This is a genomic window from Arthrobacter stackebrandtii (assembly GCF_017876675.1).
GTDB lineage: Bacteria > Actinomycetota > Actinomycetes > Actinomycetales > Micrococcaceae > Specibacter > Specibacter stackebrandtii.
Map to the genome: position 1 here is coordinate 3,928,943 of NZ_JAGIOI010000001.1, position 20,624 is coordinate 3,949,566.

A 20,624-nucleotide genomic window follows, 5' to 3' on the forward strand; every position below is an offset into this window, starting at 1 on the left:
CCTTTTCCACCCCTCTCAACCCAAGGAGCAACATGTCTTTTGGAGCCCGCAACTTTGACCGCACCAAGCCGGAAATCGACTTCCCGGACCATGGCGTCCCCACCGAACTGGTGATTGAGGACATCATCGAAGGCGACGGCACCGAAGTGGTCCGCGGCAGCACCGTCTCCACCCACTACGTCGGCGTTGCCTTCTCCACTGGTGAAGAGTTCGACTCCTCCTGGAACCGCGGCACCCCGCTGGACTTCAAGGCCGGCATCGGCCAGGTCATCCAGGGCTGGGACCAGGGCCTGCTGGGCATGAAGGTCGGCGGACGCCGCCGCCTGGAAATCCCCTCGGAGCTGGCCTACGGCTCGCGCGGCGCCGGCGGAGCCATCGGCCCCAACGAAGCCCTGATCTTCGTGGTCGATCTCGTGGCAGTGCGCTAACACGCCCCAACCAACCGGCCCGCACCGGGCAGGCATGAAACACGGAAACCCCGTGCTTTTGCCTCCTGGTGCGGGCCGGTTGTTTAACGGGCACGGCGGCGTCGGCGGCGCAACAACGGCCCCGCCTAGTACTGTGGCCATGTGCCCACAAAAATTGATGCCACCGAACGCCTGCTCAACCTGGTGATCGCCCTGTTGGGCACCCGCCGCGGCTACAGCAAGAAGCAGCTGCGCGAAAAGGTCAACGGCTACGCCCCCGAAGCCGCCACCGCCGCTGCCGAGGCCACGCTGCTGCAGTCCTTCGAGCGCATGTTTGAACGTGACAAGAACACCCTCATGGAGCTCGGCATCCCCATCTCCCAGACCGAGCCGGACGAGGGCGACATCCACGAGCAGGTCCTCTATCGGATCAAGCCGGAGGACTACCAGGTGCCGCAGATCCGGCTCGACGAGGACGCCATGTCCCTGCTCGCCATTGCCGCCAACTTGTGGGCCGAGGCAACCCTGGGCGGCGCCGCACAGTCCGCACTGCGCAAGATCGCCACCCGGGCCGGCACCGGCTGGTACGACGACGACACCACCTCCCGCTCCCGCATCCGCACCGCGGAGCCCGGCTTCGAGCCGCTGTGGTCGGCCCTGCGCGGCCACCACCCCGTCACATTCGGCTATCGCCGGGCGGGCGAAACCGCCAGCATCCAACGCACCGTCCAGCCGTGGGGGCTGGGCAGCAAGTACGGCCAGTGGTACCTCGTGGCATTTGACCTGGACCGGGGCGCCGAACGCCACTTCCGGCTCTCCCGCATCACCTCCGACGTCCACGTCCTGCCGGAAAACTACACCCGTCCCGAGGGCTTCACCATCGCCCCCGTGCTGGCCACGCTCGGCACCGGCAACGAACTCACCGCCCGCATCGCCGTCCCGTCCGGCACCGCACACTGGCTGCGCAGCCGTCCAGGAGCCGCACCCGTAGCGGACCCGGACTGGCACCGGGACGGCTGGGACATCATCGAAACCGGCTACCGCGAGCAGGAGCTGATGGCCGACGACGTTGCCGCCATGGGTGCCGCGGCGCAGGTTTTGTCCCCTCCCGCCCTCCGCGACGCCGTGGCGGACAGGCTGCAGCAGGCAGCGAAGGCCGCCGCCGCACCCCTGCCCGGGACCCTGTGGCGCCGGCGAATGGCCGACCCGCACGCCCGGAAAAAAGACACGCGCGACCGCCTCATCCGCCTGCTGTCCATGGTGCCGTACCTCGCGGCCAACCCCGGCGTGGCCGAGTCCGAGGTCCTGGCAGAGTTCGGCATCACCGAGGCCGAGTGGTCGAAGGACATGGACACGCTCAACGTCACGGGCCTGCCCGGCTACTTCCACGGCGACCTCATGGACGTGACGTCGGAGGCCGGGCAGGTGTTCATCCGCGACGCGGAAACCCTCGCCAGCCCGCTCCGCCTGACGCAGGAGGAAGCCTGCTCGGTGCTGATCGGGCTGCGGGCCCTCTCCGCCGTGCCCGGCACCGCAGCCGCCGCCGCCCTCGACTCCGCCACAGAGTCGGTTGCGGCCGTGGCGGGGCAGGACGCCTGGCTGGCGGACGCCGTCGGGCTTGAGATCATGAACGGCACCGACACCGCCACCGTCACCGCGCTGCACGCCGCCATTACCGGCGCCCGCGCCCTGGACATCACCTACCTGGTGCGCAGCCGCGACGAGCTCAGCCGCCGCACCATCGAGCCGTACCGGCTGTTCTCCGTGGATGCGGCCTGGTATGTGCGCGCCTGGTGCCGCGAATCATCGGCGCTGCGCAGCTTCCGGGTGGACCACATCAAGTCCATGCACGACGCAGGGGAGCGGCTGAGCCCTCCGACCAGCCTTCCGGCGGGGGAGCCGGGCGGCGGCCTGTACCACCCAAACCCGGATGACGTGGCGGTGGAGCTGGTGGCCGACACCTTGACCGCACGCCGCCTGGGCCCCGCCTACGGCGCCGGGCTGTTCGACCTGGGGGAAGGGCGCGTGGGGCTGCGCCTGCTGGTGGGCAGCACCGCCATCCTGCCGTCGCTCATGGCCAGGCTCGGCGGGCATGCCGCTGTCGTGTCGCCGGAGTCCGCACGCCGGGAGACTGCCGCATGGCTGGCCGACGCTGCGCAGGGCCCCGCCCATGGGCAGAGTCACGCTTATGGCTTAACTCCCGGGGATCTTCCCAGCGTGGACGGATAGACTCAATAAATGCCTTGGTGGTCATGGATTCTCATATGGGTCGCGCTCTCAGCGCTCGCCCTGCTGTTCCTGGTTTTCTGCGGCTTCAAGCTGTGGCGGCAGGTGGTGGCGCTCGTGCGCACCTTCAACCAGGTCACGGCCGAACGCGGCGCATTCTGGGACAAGAGCCTGGAAAAAGCTGCTGTGGAGCACGTCACAGAACCGCGGACAGCAATTCCGGGCAGTGCGGTTTTTGCAACACCCGAAAAAATGAAGGATGATTACCTAGCTGCCAAGGAAGAACGGCGATTCGTCCGTCTTCAGCGGCGCGTCGCCCGCAGGAAAGAACGCGGACAGCTCCAATCCTTGCGCGACATCGAAGCAATACAGGACGTAGGATGAACCTAAAGGAAAGGCTATACTGTGGCAATTTTTAGGGAACCGTGGGTTCTTGGCATCATTATTATTGTGGCAATCTTGCTCTTCGCTGCACCAAAGCTCCCGGGCATGGCCCGCAGCCTTGGCCAGTCAATGCGGATCATCAAGTCCGAGGTCAAGGAAATGAAAAACGACGGCAAGGCCGAGCAGGCCTCCGCTGCGCCGACTCCCACACCGGCCCCCGCTGCATCCCCAGCACCCGAAGCACCCGTTGAGGGCAAGATCGTCAACGATCCCACACAGGGCAATGCCTCGGGCGAAGGTACCGGAACCGGTACCGGCGCTCAGTCATAGAAACCCTCGCAGCACCGGTGGGCGCAACAAAGGGCCGAAAGGCCAACCCTGAAGGGCGGATGCCGCTCAAGGCGCACCTGATTGAGGCACGCAACCGCCTCTTTAAGAGTGCCTTGGCAATGATTCCGGGCGTTGTCCTTGGCTGGATCATCTACGACCCGCTTTTGTTTGCGGTCACGCAGCCTCTGCGTGACATCAGTGAATCACGTGGCATTGTTGCGGCGCTGAACTTTCCGGGCGTAGCGTCGTCCTTCGACCTAAAGCTCCAGGTCTCACTGATCTTGGGACTGGTCATCGCGTCGCCGGTCTGGATCTACCAGCTGTGGGCGTTCATCACGCCCGGGCTGACCAAGAAGGAACGGCACTACACGCTCTCCTACATGTTTGCGTCGGTGCCGCTGTTCCTGGCCGGCATTTATGCCGGCTGGCTCATCTGGCCCAACATCGTGAAGGCGTTGACTTCCTTTACGCCGGCGGAGACTGACAGCGCCAACCTGATGCAGGCCATGGACTACCTTCAGTTTGCCTTGCAGTTGATGCTGTTCATGGGCGTGGCCTTCCTGGTGCCGGTGCTGCTGTTCGCCTTGAACGCCATCGGCCTGGTGCGGGGCAAGACCTACCTCAAGGCCTGGCGTTTCACCATCCTGGGTGTCACCATCGTCTCCGCGATGGCGGCCCCGGGGTCGGATGTCATGAGCATGTTCTTCCTTGCGGCACCGCTGCTGGTCCTGTACTTCGGCGCCATTGGACTGTGCATCCTCAATGACAAGCGCAAGGACCGCCGGGACGCGAAGAAGGTCAAGGAATCCGAGGCCAACGCGGATGTGGCGACACCCTCAACCGACCTCGAGAAGCTTTAGGACCGAAAGCGTGCCAGCGCTGACGTAGGCTGGAAGCATGCCGAACTCTGAAATGCGCAGTCCTTCCGAACGCTACCTGGAAGCCAAGCAGCGCCTCCAGGACCAGGGCAGTGAACTTGCCGCTTTCGCCACAACCCTGGCTTTCGAGCTGGATGCTTTTCAAGACACCGCGTGCCGGGCCGTTGAGGCCGGCCGCGGTGTTTTGCTTGCCGCGCCCACCGGGGCGGGAAAGACCATTGTCGGCGAATTCGCCGTCTACCTTGCACTGCAGAACGGCCACAAGGCCTTCTACACCACCCCCATCAAGGCGCTGAGCAACCAAAAATTCCAGGAACTCAGCGACAAGTACGGCGCCCACAACGTGGGCCTGCTGACCGGCGACACCAGCATCAACTCCGAGGCGCCCGTGGTGGTCATGACCACCGAGGTGCTGCGCAACATGCTCTACGCGGATTCGGACACCCTCACCGGCCTGGCCTACGTGGTCATGGACGAAGTCCACTACCTGGCCGATCGCACTCGCGGCGCCGTGTGGGAGGAAGTCATCATCCACCTGCCCAGCGAAGTTGCCGTGATTTCGCTCAGCGCGACCGTTTCAAACGCCGAGGAATTCGGCGCCTGGCTGGGGACCGTGCGCGGCGACACTGCCGTGGTGGTGTCCGAACACCGGCCCGTGCCGTTGTGGCAGCATGTCATGGTCCGCCGCGACCTTGTGGACTTGTTCGCCGAGAATGTGGCCTTTGACGAGGCCGCCCCCGATCCCGGATCGTCCGGTTCACCCACAACCCGCAGCAACAAGACGCCGAAAATCAACGGCGAACTGCTCAAGCTGGCGCGCAGTGAGTCTGTCTCCACCGGCAGGGGATCCGGCTACGGGCGCCGGGGCGGACGCGGCAGCCGCGACGACCGCGGCCGGGACGACGGCCGCAACAGCCGCGGGGGAGACCGCGGGGGATCCCAGGGCTGGGCCCGCCCGGCCTCACGCCCCCAGGTCATCCGCGCCCTGGAAAGCCAGAACCTGCTCCCGGCCATCACCTTCATCTTTTCCCGCGCCGCCTGCGACGCCGCCGTGCAACAGTGCGCCGCGGCGGGCCTGTGGCTGACCACGCGCGCCGAGCAGGACGAAATCGCCCGCCGCGTGGACGCCGCCTGCGCCGAGCTGCCTGATTCCGACCGGGAAGTGCTGGGCTTCTGGGGCTGGCGCGACGGACTGCTGCGCGGGCTCGCCGCCCACCATGCAGGTTTGCTGCCCGGATTCAAGGAGGTCGTGGAGGACCTCTTCGCCGACGGACTGGTCCGCGCCGTGTTCGCCACGGAGACCCTGGCCCTGGGCATCAACATGCCCGCGCGCACTGTGGTGCTGGAGAAATTGGAAAAGTTCAACGGCGAAGCCCATGTGGGCATCACCGCGGGGGAGTACACGCAGCTGACCGGCCGGGCCGGGCGGCGCGGCATCGACGTCGAGGGCCACGCGGTGGTGCTGTGGCAGCCCGGAACCGACCCCGCCGCGGTCGGCGGGCTGGCCTCCCGGCGTACGTACCCGCTCAACTCCAGCTTCCGCCCCACCTACAACATGAGCATCAACCTTGTGGCCCAGTTCGGCCGTGACCGCACCAGGGCCATCCTGGAATCCTCCTTCGCCCAGTTCCAGGCCGACCGGTCAGTGGTGGACCTGGCGAAACAGGTCCGCTCCCGCGAGGAGTCCCTGGCCGGCTACGAAAAGGCCATGACGTGCCACCTGGGCGATTTCAACGAGTACGCCAAGCTGCGCCGCGAACTTTCCGACCACGAATCCGGGGCGTCCAAGTCCAAGGCGAAGCAGCGCCGGGAGGCGATCGCGCACTCGGTGGCCGCGCTCCGTGCCGGGGACGTGATCGAGGTGGGCGGCGGGCGCAAGGCGGGGTACGCCGTCGTGCTTGACGACGACCAGCATTCACGCGCGCCCCGCCCCGGCATCCTCGGCCTGGACAAGGAATACCGGCGGCTGGGCCTGCACGACCTCACCGGCCCCGTCGAACCGCTGGCGCAGGTGCGGGTGCCGAAGGGATTCAACCCCAAGGTGCCCAAGGACAAGAGGAACCTGCTGGCTGCCGTCCAGGCGAAGCTGGATGCCGGCGTGGCGCGTCCGGGCCGTTCCTCAGGGTTCAGCTTCACCGATTCCGGCGAGGAGGAGGGCATCGCCCGGCTCCGGCGGCAGCTTCGCGCCCACCCCTGCCACGGCTGCAGCGAACGTGAAGACCACGCCCGCTGGTCGGAGCGCTGGTGGACGCTGCGCAAGGAGACGGACGGGATTGTCCGGGCCATCCAGTCACGCACCAACACCATTGCACGCACCTTTGACCGGGTGATCGACCTGCTCGCGGGCTACGGCTTCGTTGTCGCGGACGACGCCGGTGTGCTGCGTCCCAGCGCCGACGGGCAACGGCTGCGGCGCGTGTACGGCGACAAGGACCTGCTGATTGCCCTTGCCCTGCGCCAGGGCTCCTTCACGGACTTGTCGCCGGAGGAGCTGGCGGCCTTTACCACCACGCTGGTGTACCAGTCCAAGCGCGACGCCGAGGGGGCGCGCCCGCGCATGCCAAGTGTCAGCCTGGAACAGTCGGTGGAGGATGTCATTGTGCTGTGGTCCCGGTTGCAGGATGCGGAGGAGTCGCACCGGCTGCCGCTGACGGGGGAGCCCGAACTGGGCCTGGTGTGGCCCATGTTCAAGTGGGCGCAGGGCCGCAGCCTGCACGACGCGCTCAACGGCACCGACCTGGCCGCCGGGGACTTTGTGCGCTGGACCAAACAGGTGATAGACCTGCTGGGGCAGCTCTCGCAGGTGCCGTCGCTGCCTGCCGGCTTTGCCGGCGCCTGCCACAAGGCCATGGACCTGGTGCGGCGCGGGGTGGTCTCCTACTCCACCGTGATCGACGAGGAGCCGGACCCGGACGAACTGCCCGCCGACGAAGCCCCGCCGCAGCTTGCCGGGTTGGAGATCGCCGTAAATCCCGTGGCGGATTAGGGACTTTTCCCGGCCCTGCCGCGGTTGTACCTGCTGCCTGGCCCCGCCGCATGCGCGGAGCCGTGTCATTCTTGTTGCTTTTTTTCGAAAGGACCTGTCTTTCCCATGTCACTGACCCTGTACCGCAACGGTTCCGTTTACAGCGCAGCAGACCCTTTTGCCACGGCCATGCTGGTGGACGGCGACGTCGTGGCGTGGGTGGGGTCCGAGCACGCCGCCACTTCGCTGCTGGATTCACGCATGACGGAGATCGACCTCCAGGGCGCGCTCGTTGCGCCCGGCTTTGTCGATTCACACGTCCACGTCACCGAAACCGGGCTGGCGTTGGAGTCCGTTGACCTTTCAGGGGCACGCAGCGCGCGGGACGTGTTGGACCTGGTGGCGGGTGCCGCGCCGCTGGCCGATGGCGCGGACGGCATGGTGCTGGGCCATGGCTGGGACAACTCCGGCTGGGCCGACACCACGCTGCCCACCGCCGTTGAGCTGGACAACGCCTCCGGGGGCCGCGGCGTGTACCTGGCCCGGGTGGATGTCCATTCGGCGCTGGTATCGGGCGCTTTGGCGCAAAGTTCCGGGCTGGCCGCACTCTCCGGCTGGGACGGAAGCGGGCTGGTGTCCGGTGCGGCGCACACCACTGCGCGCGGGGCTGCACGGAATGTGACGCCCGCGCGTCGTCGTGCCCTGCAGGAGCGGGCCCTGCGGCACGCGGCTGCCAACGGCTACGTGGCCCTGGCGGAGATGAGCGCACCCCACGTGGGGAGCGTGGAGGACCTGCAGGCGCTCATGGAGCTCACCGCGGCGGATGCGCCCGAGGCGCTGCCGCAGGTGCTGCCGTACTGGGGGCAGCTGGTCTCAAACGCGGCGGAGGCCCGGGAAGTGCTGGCCGGGCTGGGCGTGGACGTGCTGGGGCTGGCCGGCGACTTGAACATTGACGGTTCGCTGGGGTCGCGCTCTGCACTGCTGCGCGGGCCGTACGCGGACGATTCCGCAACCTCCGGCGCGGCCCAGCTCACGGTGGAGCAGGTGGCCGCGCACTTTGCCGCAACCTCCGAACTGGGGCTTACCGGCGGCTTTCACGTCATTGGCGAAGGCGCCATGGACATTGCCGTCGCAGGGCTCGAGCAGGCCGAGAAGATGGTGGGAATTGACGCCATCAGGGCTGCCGGACACCGCCTGGAACATGCGGAAATGGTGGACGCGGCGGCCATGGCAGCGCTGGCCAAGTACTCCGTGGGTGTCTCCGTGCAGCCCATGTTTGATGCCCTGTGGGGCGGGGCCGACGGCATGTACGCCCAGCGCCTCGGCGCGGAGAGGGCGCTGGGGCTGAACCCGCTCGCCCGGTTCTATGAGGCCGGCGTGCCGCTGTTCTTCGGCTCTGATTCCCCTGTCACCCCGTTGAACCCCTGGGCGAGCGTCCGGGCGGCGCTGAACCACCACGAGCCGTCGTCGCGCATTTCCGCGCGGGCCTCTTTCATCGGCCACACGCGGGCCGGCTGGCGCGCCGCCAAGTCGGAAAATCCGTTCCACGGCCAGCTCGGCGCAGGCGCCCCGGCAAGCTTCGCCATATGGGACGTCGAGCAGCTCATGGTTCAGGTGGCGGACGAGCGTGTGCAGTCCTGGTCCACGGATCCCCGGGCCCGGACACCCCTGCTGCCCGCCCTGGACACGGGAAGCGATCCGGTCTGCCTGCAGACCGTCCACCTTGGCCGGCAGCTGTACACCAGCGGGGACATCAGGATCGGCGCATAATTCGCCCAAATAGGGTGAACGGGAATATGACCTGGGACACGCTGGCTGACCTGCGGTGATGGCCATCGGTGCAGGTCAGGGCCGTGTTGACAGCGGAACTGCGGGCAATTAGTTTTAGGTGAGCGGAGAACCTCCTTGGGGAGGGACCCGGTCGGTGCGGGCAACCGTCTTACCGACACACGGAGATAAGTTCACGCGCCAGTAGAAAACAGATCGGCACCGTGTGCACAACTGTGCACGCCCGCGGCTGCCATTTGGTCCGAAGGCGCGTGGACTTATCTTTTCCCCAGACTCCTCACTTATACTGGGTCTTTGACTTGGTCTGCCCGACCACTGTGAGCAGGCGCCTGTTGCCGGCACTGGTGGAGGTAGTGCTTGGCCTCCCCTCCGCTTTCAGAACCGAAAGGCAGCAATTGTTGCGTGTCCTGACCATCATTCCCACCTATAACGAGATTGAGTCACTGCCCAAGACGCTGGCCCGCCTGCGCGCCGCAGTCCCCGACTCGGACGTGTTGATAGCAGACGACAACAGCCCCGACGGCACGGGTGCGCTGGCCGATGAATTCGCCGCCAATGACCCGCAGGTCCATGTCCTGCACCGCGCGGGCAAGGAAGGCCTGGGCGCCGCATACCTGGCGGGCTTCACCTGGGGTCTCGAAGCAGGCTACGACGTGCTGGTGGAAATGGACGCCGACGGCTCCCACCAGCCCGAGCAGCTGCCGCTGCTCCTGGACGGCATTGAGCAGGGCGCAGACCTCGTGCTGGGTTCTCGCTGGGTTCCGGGCGGCAAGGTGGTCAACTGGCCACTGCACCGCAAGCTGATCTCCACCTGCGGCAGCATCTACTCCCGTGTACTGCTGGGCATTCCCATCCGCGACGTCACCGGCGGCTACCGCGCCTTCCGGCGCAGCACCCTGGAGGCACTGGACTTCGATTCCGTTGAGTCCGTGGGCTACGGCTTCCAGGTGGACATGCTTTGGCGTGTCTGCCAGAAGGGCCTGAAGGTGGTGGAGGTGCCCATCACGTTCGTGGAGCGCGAATTTGGTGCCTCCAAGATGAGCGGAAACATTGTCCAGGAGGCCATGGTCAACGTCACCAAGTGGGGACTTTCCGCCCGCTGGAGGAAGCTCACAGGCCGCAAGGGCTAGCCCCCGCCTTCCACCTTAAACAAGGAACGCCCCCGAGAAGGTTCTCGGGGGCGTTCCTTGTTGGTGCGGCACTGTCCAGATTTAGACCTTCTCGCCGCGCTTTTCGCGCAGGATGGTCAGGCGGTCCGCCAGGATGGTTTCCAGCTCGGGGATGCTGCGGCGTTCCAGCAGCATGTCCCAGTGGGTGCGCACCGGCTTGTCATTGGAAGTGTCGGGAGCCTCGCCGTTGACCAGGAGGGCTTCCTTGCCGGTCTTGGACGTCCAGGTTGCCGGAATCTCAGCCTCGGCTGAGAACATGACAAACACCTGCTCGCCGTCCGCGCAACGGTATTCCACGCGCTGGCGGGGTGCCGGCTCCACGCCGGACTCGGTTTCCATGCTCTGTGCGCCCAGGCGCATGCCACGCAGGCTGCGATCGCTCATGATTTCTCCCTCAAAATAGTTCCCAACAGGTTCAACGCTGCACACCCGCCAGTTGTTCCGTGCACTGTGCGGTCTGCGCAAAAAATAACGGCCGGGCAAAATGCCGCGCGGCCAAACACCTATTATACGTGCTTGGCCGCGCGGCATTCTCCGCCTGCTGGTGAATCAGATCAGGGGCTTGGCCCCGGCCTCGTCGGCGGACTCGCCGTCGTCGTGGCCGTCGTGGACGGCGTTGCCCAGGACGTTGCCGATGCCCTTCAAGGCATCTCCGACTTCACTGGGGATGATCCACAGCTTGTTGGAGGTGCCCTCGGCGATCTTCGGCAGCGTCTGCAGGTACTGGTAGGCCAGCAGCTTCTGCGTGGGATTGCCCTTGTGGATGGCGTCGAAGACCTTCTGGATGGCCTGCGACTCGCCGTCGGCGCGGAGGATGGCCGCCTTCGCGTCACCCTCGGCCTTCAGGATCGAGGACTGGCGTTCGCCTTCGGCCGTCAGGATGGCCGACTGCTTGGTGCCCTCGGCGGTCAGGATCGCGGCACGGCGGTCACGCTCGGCGCGCATCTGCTTCTCCATGGAATCCTGGATGGACAGTGGCGGATCGATCGCCTTGAGCTCAACGCGGCTGACGCGGATGCCCCAGCGGCCGGTGGCCTCATCGAGCACGCCGCGGAGTTGGCCGTTGATCTGGTCACGAGAGGTCAGCGCCTCTTCAAGGTTCAGGCCACCGACGACGTTGCGCAACGTCGTGGTCGTCAGCTGCTCCACGGCCTGGATGTAGTTCGCGATCTCGTACGTGGCTGCACGCGGGTCAGTCACCTGGAAGTAGACAACCGTGTCGATGGAGACCACCAGGTTGTCTTCCGTGATCACCGGCTGCGGCGGGAACGACACCACCTGTTCGCGCAGGTCCAGCAGCGGAAGCAGCCGGTCTACGAACGGAATCAACACCGTCAGGCCTGGGTTGAGCGTGCGCTGGTACTTGCCCAGCCGCTCAACAACGCCTGCCCTGGCCTGCGGAATGATCCGCACAGACCTGACCAGGACGATGACAACAAATATCAGCAGGACCAGAACAACAAACAGCCAGACGACTGCGCCGACTCCGTCTCCCATGAAATCCCCTCTTTTCTCTAATAATGAATCAATCTGCAGCCCCTTTGCGGCGCGCCAGCCGGAGCCGGCGGCCAAGGCGGCAGTCAAGCTGTGGTTGCGGCCGTTCCGCTGGACTTGTGGGTGGTGGGCCCGCTGACAATGGCAGTAGCACCGTCAATGGCGGAGACCTCCACGGAAGCGCCAACCGGCAGCTCCGCGCCGCCGGTGATCCGGGCCGTCCAAATGTCGCCGCCGATCTTGACGAGCCCGCCGCCGGTGCCCACGGTCTCCAGGACCACGGCCCTGTGACCGATCAGCCGGTCAACGTTGGACAGCTGGTCGGCCGGGCCGCGCTTGAGGTGCGCCAAGGCTAGCGGCCGGATCAGCACCGTGGTGGCGAGTGCCACCACGCAGAAGATCACGATCTGCAGCCACAGGTCGGCGCCGAACAGGAACGCGACAAGGGCTGCCAGTGCGCCGACAGACATCAAGATGAAGTACAGGTTCAGCGTGAGCATCTCGGCCACGGCCAGCAGCAGGAACACCGTCAGCCAGAAGATCCAACCGAACTCATTAATCCAGTCAAGCATTGAGTCCCCCTTAGAGACTTGTATTGCGTAGTTACGAGCCTACTACGAGAGGCTGGGAAAAACCGTCTAAATGACGGCCTGCAGCGGCATGCGCAGCGGGTCCGAACCCACCTCCCCGGCCAGTTCGGCCAGAATGTCCACGGCGTCGCGCAATTCCTCGCCGGCGTAACAAAACGGCAGCCGCAGGTAGCGTTCAAATGCCCCGTCGATGCCGAAGCGCGGCCCCGGGACCAGCCCCAGCCCATGCGTGCGTGCAGCCAGTGCGAGGGCCGAGCTTGAGACCGTCTCGGTGTTGATCCACAAATTGAGTCCGCCGTCGGGCACCTGGAGCTGCCACTGGGGCAGCCGCTCCCGCAGCAGTTCGACGGCGGTGTCGCGTCCGCGCCGCAGCTCGGCACTGCGGCTGGCCGCCATGGTGGGCCAGTCCCGAAAGAGGTGCACTGCCACCAACTGTTCCAGCAGGGGCGTGCCAAGGTCGACGGCGGGACGGTTGCGCAGGAGCTGGGCCACCACCTCACGGGGTCCGCGCACCCAGCCGATCCGCAGCCCGCCCCAGGCCACCTTCCCGAGCGAGCCGAGGGTGAGGATGTTGGGGTTGAATGCAGCCATGGGCGGCATTGCGCCCCGGTCAATGTCCAGGTGGGCCGTGGTTTCATCGACCACCAGAACCGTCCCCTCACGCGCGGCGGCTGCCGCGAGGTACTCGCGCTCGTGGATTGGCATGCTCATGCCGGTGGGGTTGTGGAAGTCGGGCATCAGGAACGCCAGGCTGGGGGCGGCCCGGCGGATTTGCAGCAGCGCCTCCGGCAGGTCCCATCCGGTGTCCTGCCTGACAGGGAACGCCAGCACCCGTGCACCCACGGAGGAAAAGGTGTCAAGGGCGTGGGGGTAGCTGGGCTGCTCCACCAGCACCCGCTCACCGGGGGAGTATAGGGTGCGCGTGACCAGGTTCAATGCGTGCTGGGCCCCGACCGTCACCATGACCTGGTCTGCCGATGTGGGCAGCCCCCTGTCGCGGTAGTGCTGGGCGATCGCCTCGCGCAGATCGGGCAACCCAACCAGGTCGAAGCCGTCATGGGAGAGGTAGGCCGGCAGTTCCTCCACGGCGGCGGCGTACGCCGCATGAAGTCCGGGATAGGCCGGTGCGGTGGCCTTGGTGAAGTCCAGGGGCAGGCCCGGATGCAGGGCATGCTCCCCTCGTTCCCGTCCGGGAAGGCGCAGTGTGCTTCCGGAGCCGCGCACACTGTCCAGGAAGCCGTCGTCGCGCAGCTTGGAGTATGCGGCAGCAACGGTGGTCCGGCTCAGTTCCAGGGCCTGGCTGAGCTCGCGTTCCGCCGGCAGTCTTGCGCCGCTGGCCAGGCGCCCGTCCAGCAGCAGCACACGGATGCGTTCCGCCAGGGCCTTGTAGGCGGGACCGTTGCTGCGCCATTCGCCGAGCTCCCGCGCCAGCCGCCTGCCGGTGACAAAAGTGTTCATAAGGCCACAATACGTGAATTGGCACTGTTTCATAAGGCCAGTTTGGCTAAGCTTGACCCATGCACTCGTTCTTCACCACCCAAAAGCTGTCCGTCCGGCTCGTCCGGCTCTTTGCCGGACTGGCCCTCTACGGCGTCGCCATCGCATTGATGATCCGCGGCAACATTGGTGCCTCACCGTGGGATGTCTTTGCCCAGGGCCTCTCGCGCAGCACCGGCATCTCCTTTGGGCTGTGCACCATCATCATCAGCGGCGTCGTGCTGCTGTTGTGGATTCCGCTGAGGCAGCGCCCCGGGTTTGGCACGATCGCCAACGCCCTCATGGTGGGCGCCTTTGCCGACATCGGATTGGCCTTCATCCCACAGGCCACCGGCCTGGGCCTGCAGGCACTGTCCTTTGCAGCCGGACTGTTCCTTCTGGCCTTCGCCACGGCGCTCTATATTGGAGCGGGACTTGGCCCCGGCCCGCGCGACGGACTGATGACCGGCCTGGTCCGGGTCACCGGCCGTCCCGTCTGGCTCATTCGCACGGCCATTGAACTGTCGGTCGTGGTGGTGGGATTTTTCCTCGGCGGCGTGGTGGGGGTCGGAACAGCTGTGTTTGCCCTGGGTGTCGGCCCGCTGACCCAGCTCACGCTGCGGTGGCTGAAGGTGGACCTGCATGCCAAGGGCCGGCGCACCACCATGGTTGACCTTGCTGCCGGGCGCGGGCCGGACCTGGACGGTGCGGCCGTGGCCGGTGCCGAGCCTCAGTCAAAGGCTGCGCCCACCGCCTGACAGCCGTGTTGCTGGCGTCCCCGCCGGCCCCGGCCCCGACCCCGCCCCGTCCGGCGCGGGGCGGGCAGCTCCGACGCTGGAGTGCTCGGCTACCGGATGTCGTCGCGTCCCACCCGGTTTGAGAGATTCCGCCCGCCAAACAAGAGCTCCATGGAAAACGTCAGGATGGCTGCTGCCTGCGCCAACCACTTCCTCGGCCCGGGCGGGGCATCCTCCAGGGCGGGAGCCTGATCTGTTGTGCCGCCTGTGGCATCCCGGCTGGCGATTCAAGTTCGCTGCTGTCCACGATGTGCCCCTGTCCCTGGGTTCGGCTTCCCGGCACCTTAACCATGGCGCCTGGACCGCTCCGCGTAAAGGGTGCCTGCCGGCTGCCGCCAGACAGGCTTCAGCCGGCAGCTTGCTGTAGCATCTGTGTGCGCCGGAGGGGCCGCGGGTGCCTAGGCTCGGGCGGCAGCCACCTCGAAGACAGAGATGCGGAAGGCCGCCGTCGCCTCCGTCAAGGCGGGCAGTCCGGCGAGCCGGTCGCCAAGCGCCACGGCGTCCAAGTGGTGGCCGGCCGGACCCATGAGGGACACATTGCCGACGTCGGCCGGGGCCAGTTGCAGCGGCACGGCCAGTTCACGGCTGTTGACCAGGTCAAACTCGGCCCCGAAGGATTCTCCCAGCGCCGCCTCCTTGTCCTCCTGGATGCCGAGCAGCCCGGCGGCATCGGCAATCTCCGCGAGGTGCCCGGGCATGGGCGTGACCACCACGAGATGTCCGCCGGGCTTGAGTATGCGGGCAAACTCTGCGCTGTTGCGGGGTGCGAAGATGACCAGCACGACGTCGGCCGTCCCTGCACCCAGCGGCAGCTCCCGCCACAGGTCCCAGACCACGTTCACGGCGCCGGGGTTGCGGCGGGCGGCACGGCGCAGCGCGAACTTGGAGATGTCCAGCCCCACGGCTGCGGGTGCGGGCCGCCCGTCCCGGTCCAGTCCGGCCAGCAGCTGATGCAGGTACCAGCCGGTTCCGGTGCCGGCGTCAACCACGACGGGCAGGGCAGGTTCCGGGGTGCCGGATCCGGTATTGGACGAGGCGGCGGAGTCGGAGAGCAACGGGCCCACGGTGTCGACGAGACCGTCTGCCAGCGGACGGTAGTGCCCGGCGTCGAGGAAGGCGTCGCGGGCGGCCACCATGGCGGCGGTGTCCGGAACGAACTTGGTGCCGTGGCCCGTCAGCAGGTTCAGGTACCCCTGCCGGGCAATGTCAAAGCTGTGGCTGTTGGCGCAGGACACCGAGTGGCCGCCACGGGTGGAAAAGTCGAGGCCGCAGATCGGGCAGAGCAGGGTGTTCAATGCGGCAGTGTCCATCCCACAAGCCTAGTGGCTGCCGGAATGGGCCGCGGCGTCCCGCCCGGCAGCCGTCCTTTAGGAGTTCTGTGACGCAGTTGTTGAACCACCGGGATCTGTGACGCAGTTGGTCCACCAAATTTCGGCAGAAAACGCTTTCCTGGTGCAACAACTGCGTCATGGATCATGAAACAGGGGAGGGGAACCGCAGCAGCTAGAAGTTGAGCCCGGCCTTGGCCGCCGCGATGTCGGGATTGGCCCAGTACCGGGCGTACTCGGCGTTGGCGCAGAGCGAGCGCGTGTGCGCCTTGTCAATGTACAGCGTGCCGAAGAGGTGGTCGGTTTCGTGCTGGACGATTCTTGCCTGCCACCCCGAGAAGGTGGCGGTCTGCGCGGTGCCGTGCTCGTCGTCGTACTTCAACTCGACGGAGGAGGCGCGGTCCACGACGGCCTGCCAGCCCGACATGGACAGGCAGCCCTCGTAGTGGGAGGCCGGTTCGGTGCCGAGCGGGGTGTAGCTAGGGTTGATGATGGTGAACAGTTCGAGGGGTTCGCGTGCGCGGGCGGCGGCGTTCTCGGCGGAGACCTCGAACGTGTCCTCGAGCACGGCGAGCTGGAGCGGGATGCCGATCTGCGGGGCGGCCAGGCCCACGCCGGGGGCCGCGCGCATGGTGTCCGTCATGATCTCGATGAGCCGGGCAAGTTCGTCCGGGGTGAGCTGGCCGGTGAACGGCAGGGCGCGGGCGCGCAGCACGGGGTGGCCGGCCTGCACAATGGCCGGCAGCCGCCCGGAACCCGGCTCACAGGGGGACAGCACGGCGTCGACGGCGGCGCGCAGGTACGCGGCGTCGATGGCGTGCCCAAATGATGAGGGCTCAGTCATTGCCGCCCTCAATGCGCCACGAGCCCACGGGCGTGTAGGCACTGTCGGAGACGGTCTCAGAGGTGCCCGGGACCAGTTCGTAGTGTTTGAGATTGCCCGCCCAGTAGCGCAGGATCCTCCCGAGCTCCTCTTCCGGCTCACCTGCCAGTGCGTCCAGGTCTATGTCCATCGTGAATTTCATGCAGGCCTCCCCATGTGCCGCCGGGCGGGATGCCGCGGCGTGGTTCCATTGTGCCAAGTGGAGGCCAGCCCTTGCCATATTGACCGATCGGGGACATGGTGGGCTAAAGGGCTGCGGCAGGGTTGCGGTGGCGCGTGCCCGGTGCCAAGGACAGGACAACAAAGGGGATGGGCATGTCTTCCAACAGTTTCAATGCACGCAGTGAACTTGCCGTTGACGGCGAGCGCTATGAGATCTACCGGCTGGATGCGGTGCCCGGCTCGGGGCGGCTGCCGTACAGCCTGAAGGTCCTACTGGAGAACCTGCTGCGCAACGAGGACGGGCGCCTCGTCACGGCGGACCAGGTCCGGGCCGTGGGGGAGTGGGATCCTGCGGCGGAGGCCAGCAAGGAGATCCAGTACACCCCGGCGCGCGTGCTGATGCAGGACTTCACCGGTGTCCCCTGCGTGGTTGACCTGGTGGCGATGCGCGACGCCATGGCGGATTTGGGCGGGGACCCCACCAAGATCAACCCGCTCATTCCCGGCGAGCTGGTCATTGACCACTCCGTCATTGCCGACGTCTTTGACCGGCCGGACGCCCCGCGCCGCAACTCCGAGCTGGAATTCCATCGCAACAAGGAGCGGTACGAACTGCTGCGGTGGGCCCAGCAGTCGTTCGCGGATTTCCTTGTGGTCCCGCCGGACACGGGCATCTGCCACCAGGTCAATCTTGAGTACCTCTCCCGGGTGGTGTTCACCAGTGAGCGCGACGGCGTGAAGCAGGCCTACCCTGACACTCTCGTGGGTACGGACTCGCACACGCCGATGGTGAACGGCCTGGGCGTTCTGGGCTGGGGTGTGGGCGGCATTGAGGCCGAGGCCGCCATGCTGGGCCAGCCCATGAGCATGCTGGTGCCGCAGGTGGTGGGCTTCAAGCTCACCGGCGAGCTGCCCGAGGGCACCACTGCCACCGACCTGGTCCTGACAGTGGCAGAGCTGCTGCGCAAGACACGGGTGGTGGGGAAGTTCGTGGACTTCTTCGGCCCAGGCGTGGCCAACGTGCCCCTGGCCAACCGCGCCACCCTGGGCAACATGAGCCCCGAGTACGGCTCCACCTGCGCCATCTTCCCGATCGACGCCGAGACCCTCGACTACATGCGGCTCACCGGCCGCTCCGAACACCAGATCTCCCTGGTGGAGGCTTATGCGAAGGAGCAGGGCATCTGGCACGACCCGCTCCACACCCCCGACTACAGCCAGATCGTTGAGCTCGACCTGTCCACCGTGGAAAGCTCCATTGCCGGGCCCAAGCGGCCCCAGGACAGGATCCCGCTGCGCAGCGCCTCCCGAGCCGTCCGCGGCCTGCTCGCCGGGGAGCCGCAGGAGGTGGCCGTGCTGGCCGGCGGGCTGGATGACGCAGGGGACGAATCCTTCCCGGCCAGCGACCCCGTGGCCATCAGCACCCGCATCCCGCGTGACGAGCCGCCGCACGAGGTGGGGGACAGCGAAGGCGACGGGCTCGACTGGCCCAGCGATCCGGCGTCGTTCATCCTTGATGGCCAACAGCTCACCCTGGACCACGGTGACATTGTCATCGCCGCCATCACCTCCTGCACCAACACCTCCAACCCGTCGGTCATGATCGGGGCGGGGTTGCTGGCCAAGAAGGCAGTGGAGCTGGGCCTGGACCGCAAGCCGTGGGTCAAGACCACCCTGGCGCCGGGCTCGCGCGTGGTCACCGACTACCTGGACCGGGCCGGGCTCACGCCGTACCTGGACAAGATCGGCTTCGGGCTGGTGGGCTACGGCTGCACCACGTGCATCGGCAACTCCGGCCCGCTCATCCCCGAGGTCAGCGACGCCGTCACTGAGAAAGACCTCAACGTCTCGGCCGTGCTTTCCGGCAACCGCAACTTCGAGGGCCGCATCCACCCCGAGGTCAAGATGAACTTCCTGGCGTCGCCGCCGCTGGTCATCGCCTACGCCCTCGCAGGATCGATGCATGTGGACCTGCTGCGCGACCCGCTGGGTACCTCCGCCGCCGGGGAGCCGGTGTTCCTGAAGGACATCTGGCCCACGACGGCGGAGATCAAGGAGGTGGTGGGCGCCAACCTTGCGGCGCACATGTTCACGGACGGCTACGCGGATGTCTACCACGGCGATGAGAACTGGCGCGGCATGGATGTGCCCGAGGGCGACATGTTCGCCTGGTCGAACGACTCCACCTACGTGCGCAAGCCGCCATATTTTGAGGGCATGCAGCGGGAGCCGGCCCCCGTGGAAGACATCGTGGGTGCCCGTGTTTTGGCGCTGCTGGGCGACTCCGTCACGACCGACCACATCTCCCCGGCAGGCAACATCCGTGCATCCTCGCCGGCTGGGCTGTACCTGCAGGCGAACGGTGTGGCCCGGGCCGATTTCAACTCCTACGGCTCCCGCCGCGGCAACCACAACGTCATGATCCGCGGCACATTCGCCAACATCCGGCTGCGCAACCAGCTGGTGCCCGGCACCGAGGGCGGCTTCACCCGGCGGTCCGCGGGCGGGCCGGTGGAGACCATCTTCGACGCCTCCAACACCTACCTCGATGCGGGCACGCCGCTGGTGGTCATCGCCGGCACCGACTACGGCTCGGGCTCCTCGCGCGACTGGGCGGCCAAGGGCACCATGCTCCTGGGCGTCAAGGCCGTCATCGCGACGTCGTTTGAGCGCATCCACCGCTCCAACCTGATCGGCATGGGCGTGCTGCCCCTCCAGTTCAAGGACGGCGACACGGCGGGGACCCTGGGCCTGACAGGCTTTGAAACGTACTCCGTACTGGGCCTGGCCGGGGCGGATCCGCTGCCCCGCGAGGTCACCGTGAGGGTGGCCGACGACGACGGCAGCACGCGGGACATCGTGACGACGCTGCGGATCGACACCCCCGCCGAGGAGGCCTACTACGCGCACGGCGGCATCCTGCAGTACGTGCTGCGGCAACTTCTGGAGAACTGACCCACGGCGGCCGCGACGCCCATGGGGCCTGCGTCGCGGCCGTGCGCAGAGGCAGAGTGAGGGTGCCGCCGGGGTGTGGGTGCCCGGGGCATAAAGTCAATGTTACGGCCCAGTACGCCCGGGATTCCGGGGTTTCCAAGAGGCTCCATGGCGAATCGTGCATACTGATTCAATGACTGACGCAATTAACACAGAACGCCTTGCCCTGCGCCCGTGGAACGACTCAGACGTCGACTTTGTCTATGACTTGTACTCCCGGTGGGTGGTGCAACGCTTCATCGGCAACGAGCCGGCAGTTATGGAAAGCCGCTCCGAAGCCGTGGACCGGCTGGAGCGATTCAAGGCCCTTGACCACCCCGTCCACGGCATCTGGGCCGTGACCCGCAAGGAAGACGGACTGCCTGTGGGCACACTCCTGCTCAAGCCCATCCCCGCCTCCGGCGAGGAACCGCTGGAACCCTCGTCCGACGTCGAAATTGGCTGGCATTTCCACCCCGACCACTGGGGGAACGGCTTTGCCTCGGAGGCGGCGACTGCCGTGCTCGAGCATGCCTTTGCCGGCGGCCTGCCGCAGGTGGTGGCCGTGACCAACCCGGCGAACGAGGCCTCGCAGAGCGTGTGCCGGCGCCTTGGCATGGAGCACCGGGGGTTGTCCAAGAAGTACTACAACGCCCAGTGCGAGCTGTTTGTGATCGGCAATCCGGCGCTGGCAGCCGACTAGTTTGAAGGATCTCCCGGGCCCGGCGTTGGGCCCGGGATTTTCTGTCCCCAGGAGGAAATGTGGCTGAGTTG

The 20,624-nt window shown here is 66.6% G+C and carries 18 protein-coding genes; 11 read left to right on the top strand and 7 right to left on the bottom strand.

From position 1 onward, the window contains the following. Positions 1–32: 32 nt before the first annotated feature. From JOF48_RS17200 to JOF48_RS17235, 8 genes are all read left to right on the top strand, one after another. The gene (locus tag JOF48_RS17200) at positions 33–428 is read left to right on the top strand and encodes an FKBP-type peptidyl-prolyl cis-trans isomerase (RefSeq protein WP_209682757.1); all 396 of its coding nucleotides are present in this window, start codon (positions 33–35) and stop codon (positions 426–428) included. Between the two features lie 141 nt (positions 429–569). Next, complete coding sequence (locus JOF48_RS17205; protein ID WP_209682760.1) at positions 570–2,636, top strand: helix-turn-helix transcriptional regulator; 2,067 nt, start codon at positions 570–572, stop codon at positions 2,634–2,636. A gap of 9 nt (positions 2,637–2,645) precedes the next feature. Continuing rightward, the gene (locus JOF48_RS17210; RefSeq protein ID WP_209682763.1) at positions 2,646–3,017 is read left to right on the top strand and encodes a hypothetical protein; all 372 of its coding nucleotides are present in this window, start codon (positions 2,646–2,648) and stop codon (positions 3,015–3,017) included. 21 nt (positions 3,018–3,038) lie between these two features. Next, positions 3,039–3,347, top strand: a complete 309-nt coding sequence (tatA, locus tag JOF48_RS17215; RefSeq protein ID WP_209682765.1) for a Sec-independent protein translocase subunit TatA — start codon at positions 3,039–3,041, stop codon at positions 3,345–3,347. 59 nt (positions 3,348–3,406) lie between these two features. After that, complete coding sequence (tatC, locus tag JOF48_RS17220; protein WP_209684727.1) at positions 3,407–4,207, top strand: twin-arginine translocase subunit TatC; 801 nt, start codon at positions 3,407–3,409, stop codon at positions 4,205–4,207. A gap of 37 nt (positions 4,208–4,244) precedes the next feature. Next, a complete protein-coding gene (locus JOF48_RS17225; RefSeq protein ID WP_245346593.1) occupies positions 4,245–7,211 on the top strand; it encodes a DEAD/DEAH box helicase in 2,967 nt (988 codons plus the stop codon). A 105-nt stretch (positions 7,212–7,316) separates the two neighbouring features. Next, positions 7,317–8,960: an amidohydrolase gene (locus JOF48_RS17230; protein ID WP_209682768.1), complete on the top strand. Its 1,644-nt coding sequence runs from the start codon at positions 7,317–7,319 to the stop codon at positions 8,958–8,960. Between the two features lie 416 nt (positions 8,961–9,376). After that, positions 9,377–10,108 (top strand): polyprenol monophosphomannose synthase, encoded by a 732-nt coding sequence (locus JOF48_RS17235; protein WP_209682771.1) that lies wholly within the window; start codon positions 9,377–9,379, stop codon positions 10,106–10,108. Between the two features lie 81 nt (positions 10,109–10,189). Here JOF48_RS17235 and JOF48_RS17240 read toward each other — a convergent pair whose 3' ends face one another. The 4 genes from JOF48_RS17240 to yczR form a co-directional block, all read right to left on the bottom strand. Further along, positions 10,190–10,531, bottom strand: coding sequence for an RNA polymerase-binding protein RbpA (locus JOF48_RS17240; RefSeq protein WP_209682773.1), 342 nt, complete (start codon positions 10,529–10,531; stop codon positions 10,190–10,192). Between the two features lie 165 nt (positions 10,532–10,696). Beyond that, the gene (locus JOF48_RS17245) at positions 10,697–11,644 is read right to left on the bottom strand and encodes an SPFH domain-containing protein (protein WP_209682776.1); all 948 of its coding nucleotides are present in this window, start codon (positions 11,642–11,644) and stop codon (positions 10,697–10,699) included. Between the two features lie 83 nt (positions 11,645–11,727). Beyond that, positions 11,728–12,213, bottom strand: coding sequence for an NfeD family protein (locus tag JOF48_RS17250; RefSeq protein WP_209682780.1), 486 nt, complete (start codon positions 12,211–12,213; stop codon positions 11,728–11,730). Positions 12,214–12,279: 66 nt separating this feature from the next. After that, positions 12,280–13,689 (bottom strand): MocR-like transcription factor YczR, encoded by a 1,410-nt coding sequence (gene yczR, locus JOF48_RS17255; RefSeq protein ID WP_209682783.1) that lies wholly within the window; start codon positions 13,687–13,689, stop codon positions 12,280–12,282. Positions 13,690–13,748: 59 nt separating this feature from the next. Between yczR and yczE the strand changes: the two genes are divergently transcribed. Then, on the top strand, positions 13,749–14,465 hold the full coding sequence (gene yczE, locus JOF48_RS17260; protein WP_209682785.1) for a membrane protein YczE: 717 nt from the start codon (positions 13,749–13,751) through the stop codon (positions 14,463–14,465). 437 nt (positions 14,466–14,902) lie between these two features. On the opposite strand, the gene JOF48_RS17265 is transcribed toward yczE, so the two are convergent. The 3 genes from JOF48_RS17265 to JOF48_RS17275 all read right to left on the bottom strand — a co-directional run bounded on the left by JOF48_RS17265 (position 14,903) and on the right by JOF48_RS17275 (position 16,857). Next, positions 14,903–15,814, bottom strand: coding sequence for a putative RNA methyltransferase (locus JOF48_RS17265; protein ID WP_209682788.1), 912 nt, complete (start codon positions 15,812–15,814; stop codon positions 14,903–14,905). Between the two features lie 193 nt (positions 15,815–16,007). Then, entirely contained in the window at positions 16,008–16,676 is a 669-nt protein-coding gene (locus tag JOF48_RS17270) for a peptide deformylase (protein WP_209682790.1), read from the bottom strand. Further along, on the bottom strand, positions 16,669–16,857 hold the full coding sequence (locus tag JOF48_RS17275; protein ID WP_209682793.1) for a hypothetical protein: 189 nt from the start codon (positions 16,855–16,857) through the stop codon (positions 16,669–16,671). Before JOF48_RS17275 ends, JOF48_RS17270 begins: the two co-directional genes overlap by 8 nt. 173 nt (positions 16,858–17,030) lie before the next feature. Here JOF48_RS17275 and acnA point away from each other — a divergent pair, with 173 nt between their 5' ends. Next, a complete protein-coding gene (acnA, locus tag JOF48_RS17280) occupies positions 17,031–19,832 on the top strand; it encodes an aconitate hydratase (RefSeq protein WP_281067991.1) in 2,802 nt (933 codons plus the stop codon). 172 nt (positions 19,833–20,004) lie between these two features. Continuing rightward, the gene (locus JOF48_RS17285) at positions 20,005–20,553 is read left to right on the top strand and encodes a GNAT family N-acetyltransferase (RefSeq protein ID WP_209682798.1); all 549 of its coding nucleotides are present in this window, start codon (positions 20,005–20,007) and stop codon (positions 20,551–20,553) included. Positions 20,554–20,624 lie beyond the last annotated feature (71 nt).

Bases quoted from the DNA above. Each gene is read 5' to 3' on its own strand.
- JOF48_RS17245 (WP_209682776.1), bottom strand. From the start codon at position 11,644: ATGGGAGACGGAGTCGGCGCAGTCGTCTGGCTGTTTGTTGTTCTGGTC.
- JOF48_RS17240 (WP_209682773.1), bottom strand. From the start codon at position 10,531: ATGAGCGATCGCAGCCTGCGTGGCATGCGCCTGGGCGCACAGAGCATG.
- JOF48_RS17230 (WP_209682768.1), top strand. From the start codon at position 7,317: ATGTCACTGACCCTGTACCGCAACGGTTCCGTTTACAGCGCAGCAGAC.
- acnA (WP_281067991.1), top strand. From the start codon at position 17,031: ATGTCTTCCAACAGTTTCAATGCACGCAGTGAACTTGCCGTTGACGGC.
- JOF48_RS17275 (WP_209682793.1), bottom strand. From the start codon at position 16,857: ATGAAATTCACGATGGACATAGACCTGGACGCACTGGCAGGTGAGCCG.
- yczE (WP_209682785.1), top strand. From the start codon at position 13,749: ATGCACTCGTTCTTCACCACCCAAAAGCTGTCCGTCCGGCTCGTCCGG.
- JOF48_RS17200 (WP_209682757.1), top strand. From the start codon at position 33: ATGTCTTTTGGAGCCCGCAACTTTGACCGCACCAAGCCGGAAATCGAC.
- JOF48_RS17210 (WP_209682763.1), top strand. From the start codon at position 2,646: ATGCCTTGGTGGTCATGGATTCTCATATGGGTCGCGCTCTCAGCGCTC.
- JOF48_RS17225 (WP_245346593.1), top strand. From the start codon at position 4,245: ATGCCGAACTCTGAAATGCGCAGTCCTTCCGAACGCTACCTGGAAGCC.
- JOF48_RS17250 (WP_209682780.1), bottom strand. From the start codon at position 12,213: ATGCTTGACTGGATTAATGAGTTCGGTTGGATCTTCTGGCTGACGGTG.
- JOF48_RS17265 (WP_209682788.1), bottom strand. From the start codon at position 15,814: ATGGACACTGCCGCATTGAACACCCTGCTCTGCCCGATCTGCGGCCTC.
- JOF48_RS17270 (WP_209682790.1), bottom strand. From the start codon at position 16,676: ATGACTGAGCCCTCATCATTTGGGCACGCCATCGACGCCGCGTACCTG.
- tatC (WP_209684727.1), top strand. From the start codon at position 3,407: ATGCCGCTCAAGGCGCACCTGATTGAGGCACGCAACCGCCTCTTTAAG.
- JOF48_RS17285 (WP_209682798.1), top strand. From the start codon at position 20,005: ATGACTGACGCAATTAACACAGAACGCCTTGCCCTGCGCCCGTGGAAC.
- yczR (WP_209682783.1), bottom strand. From the start codon at position 13,689: ATGAACACTTTTGTCACCGGCAGGCGGCTGGCGCGGGAGCTCGGCGAA.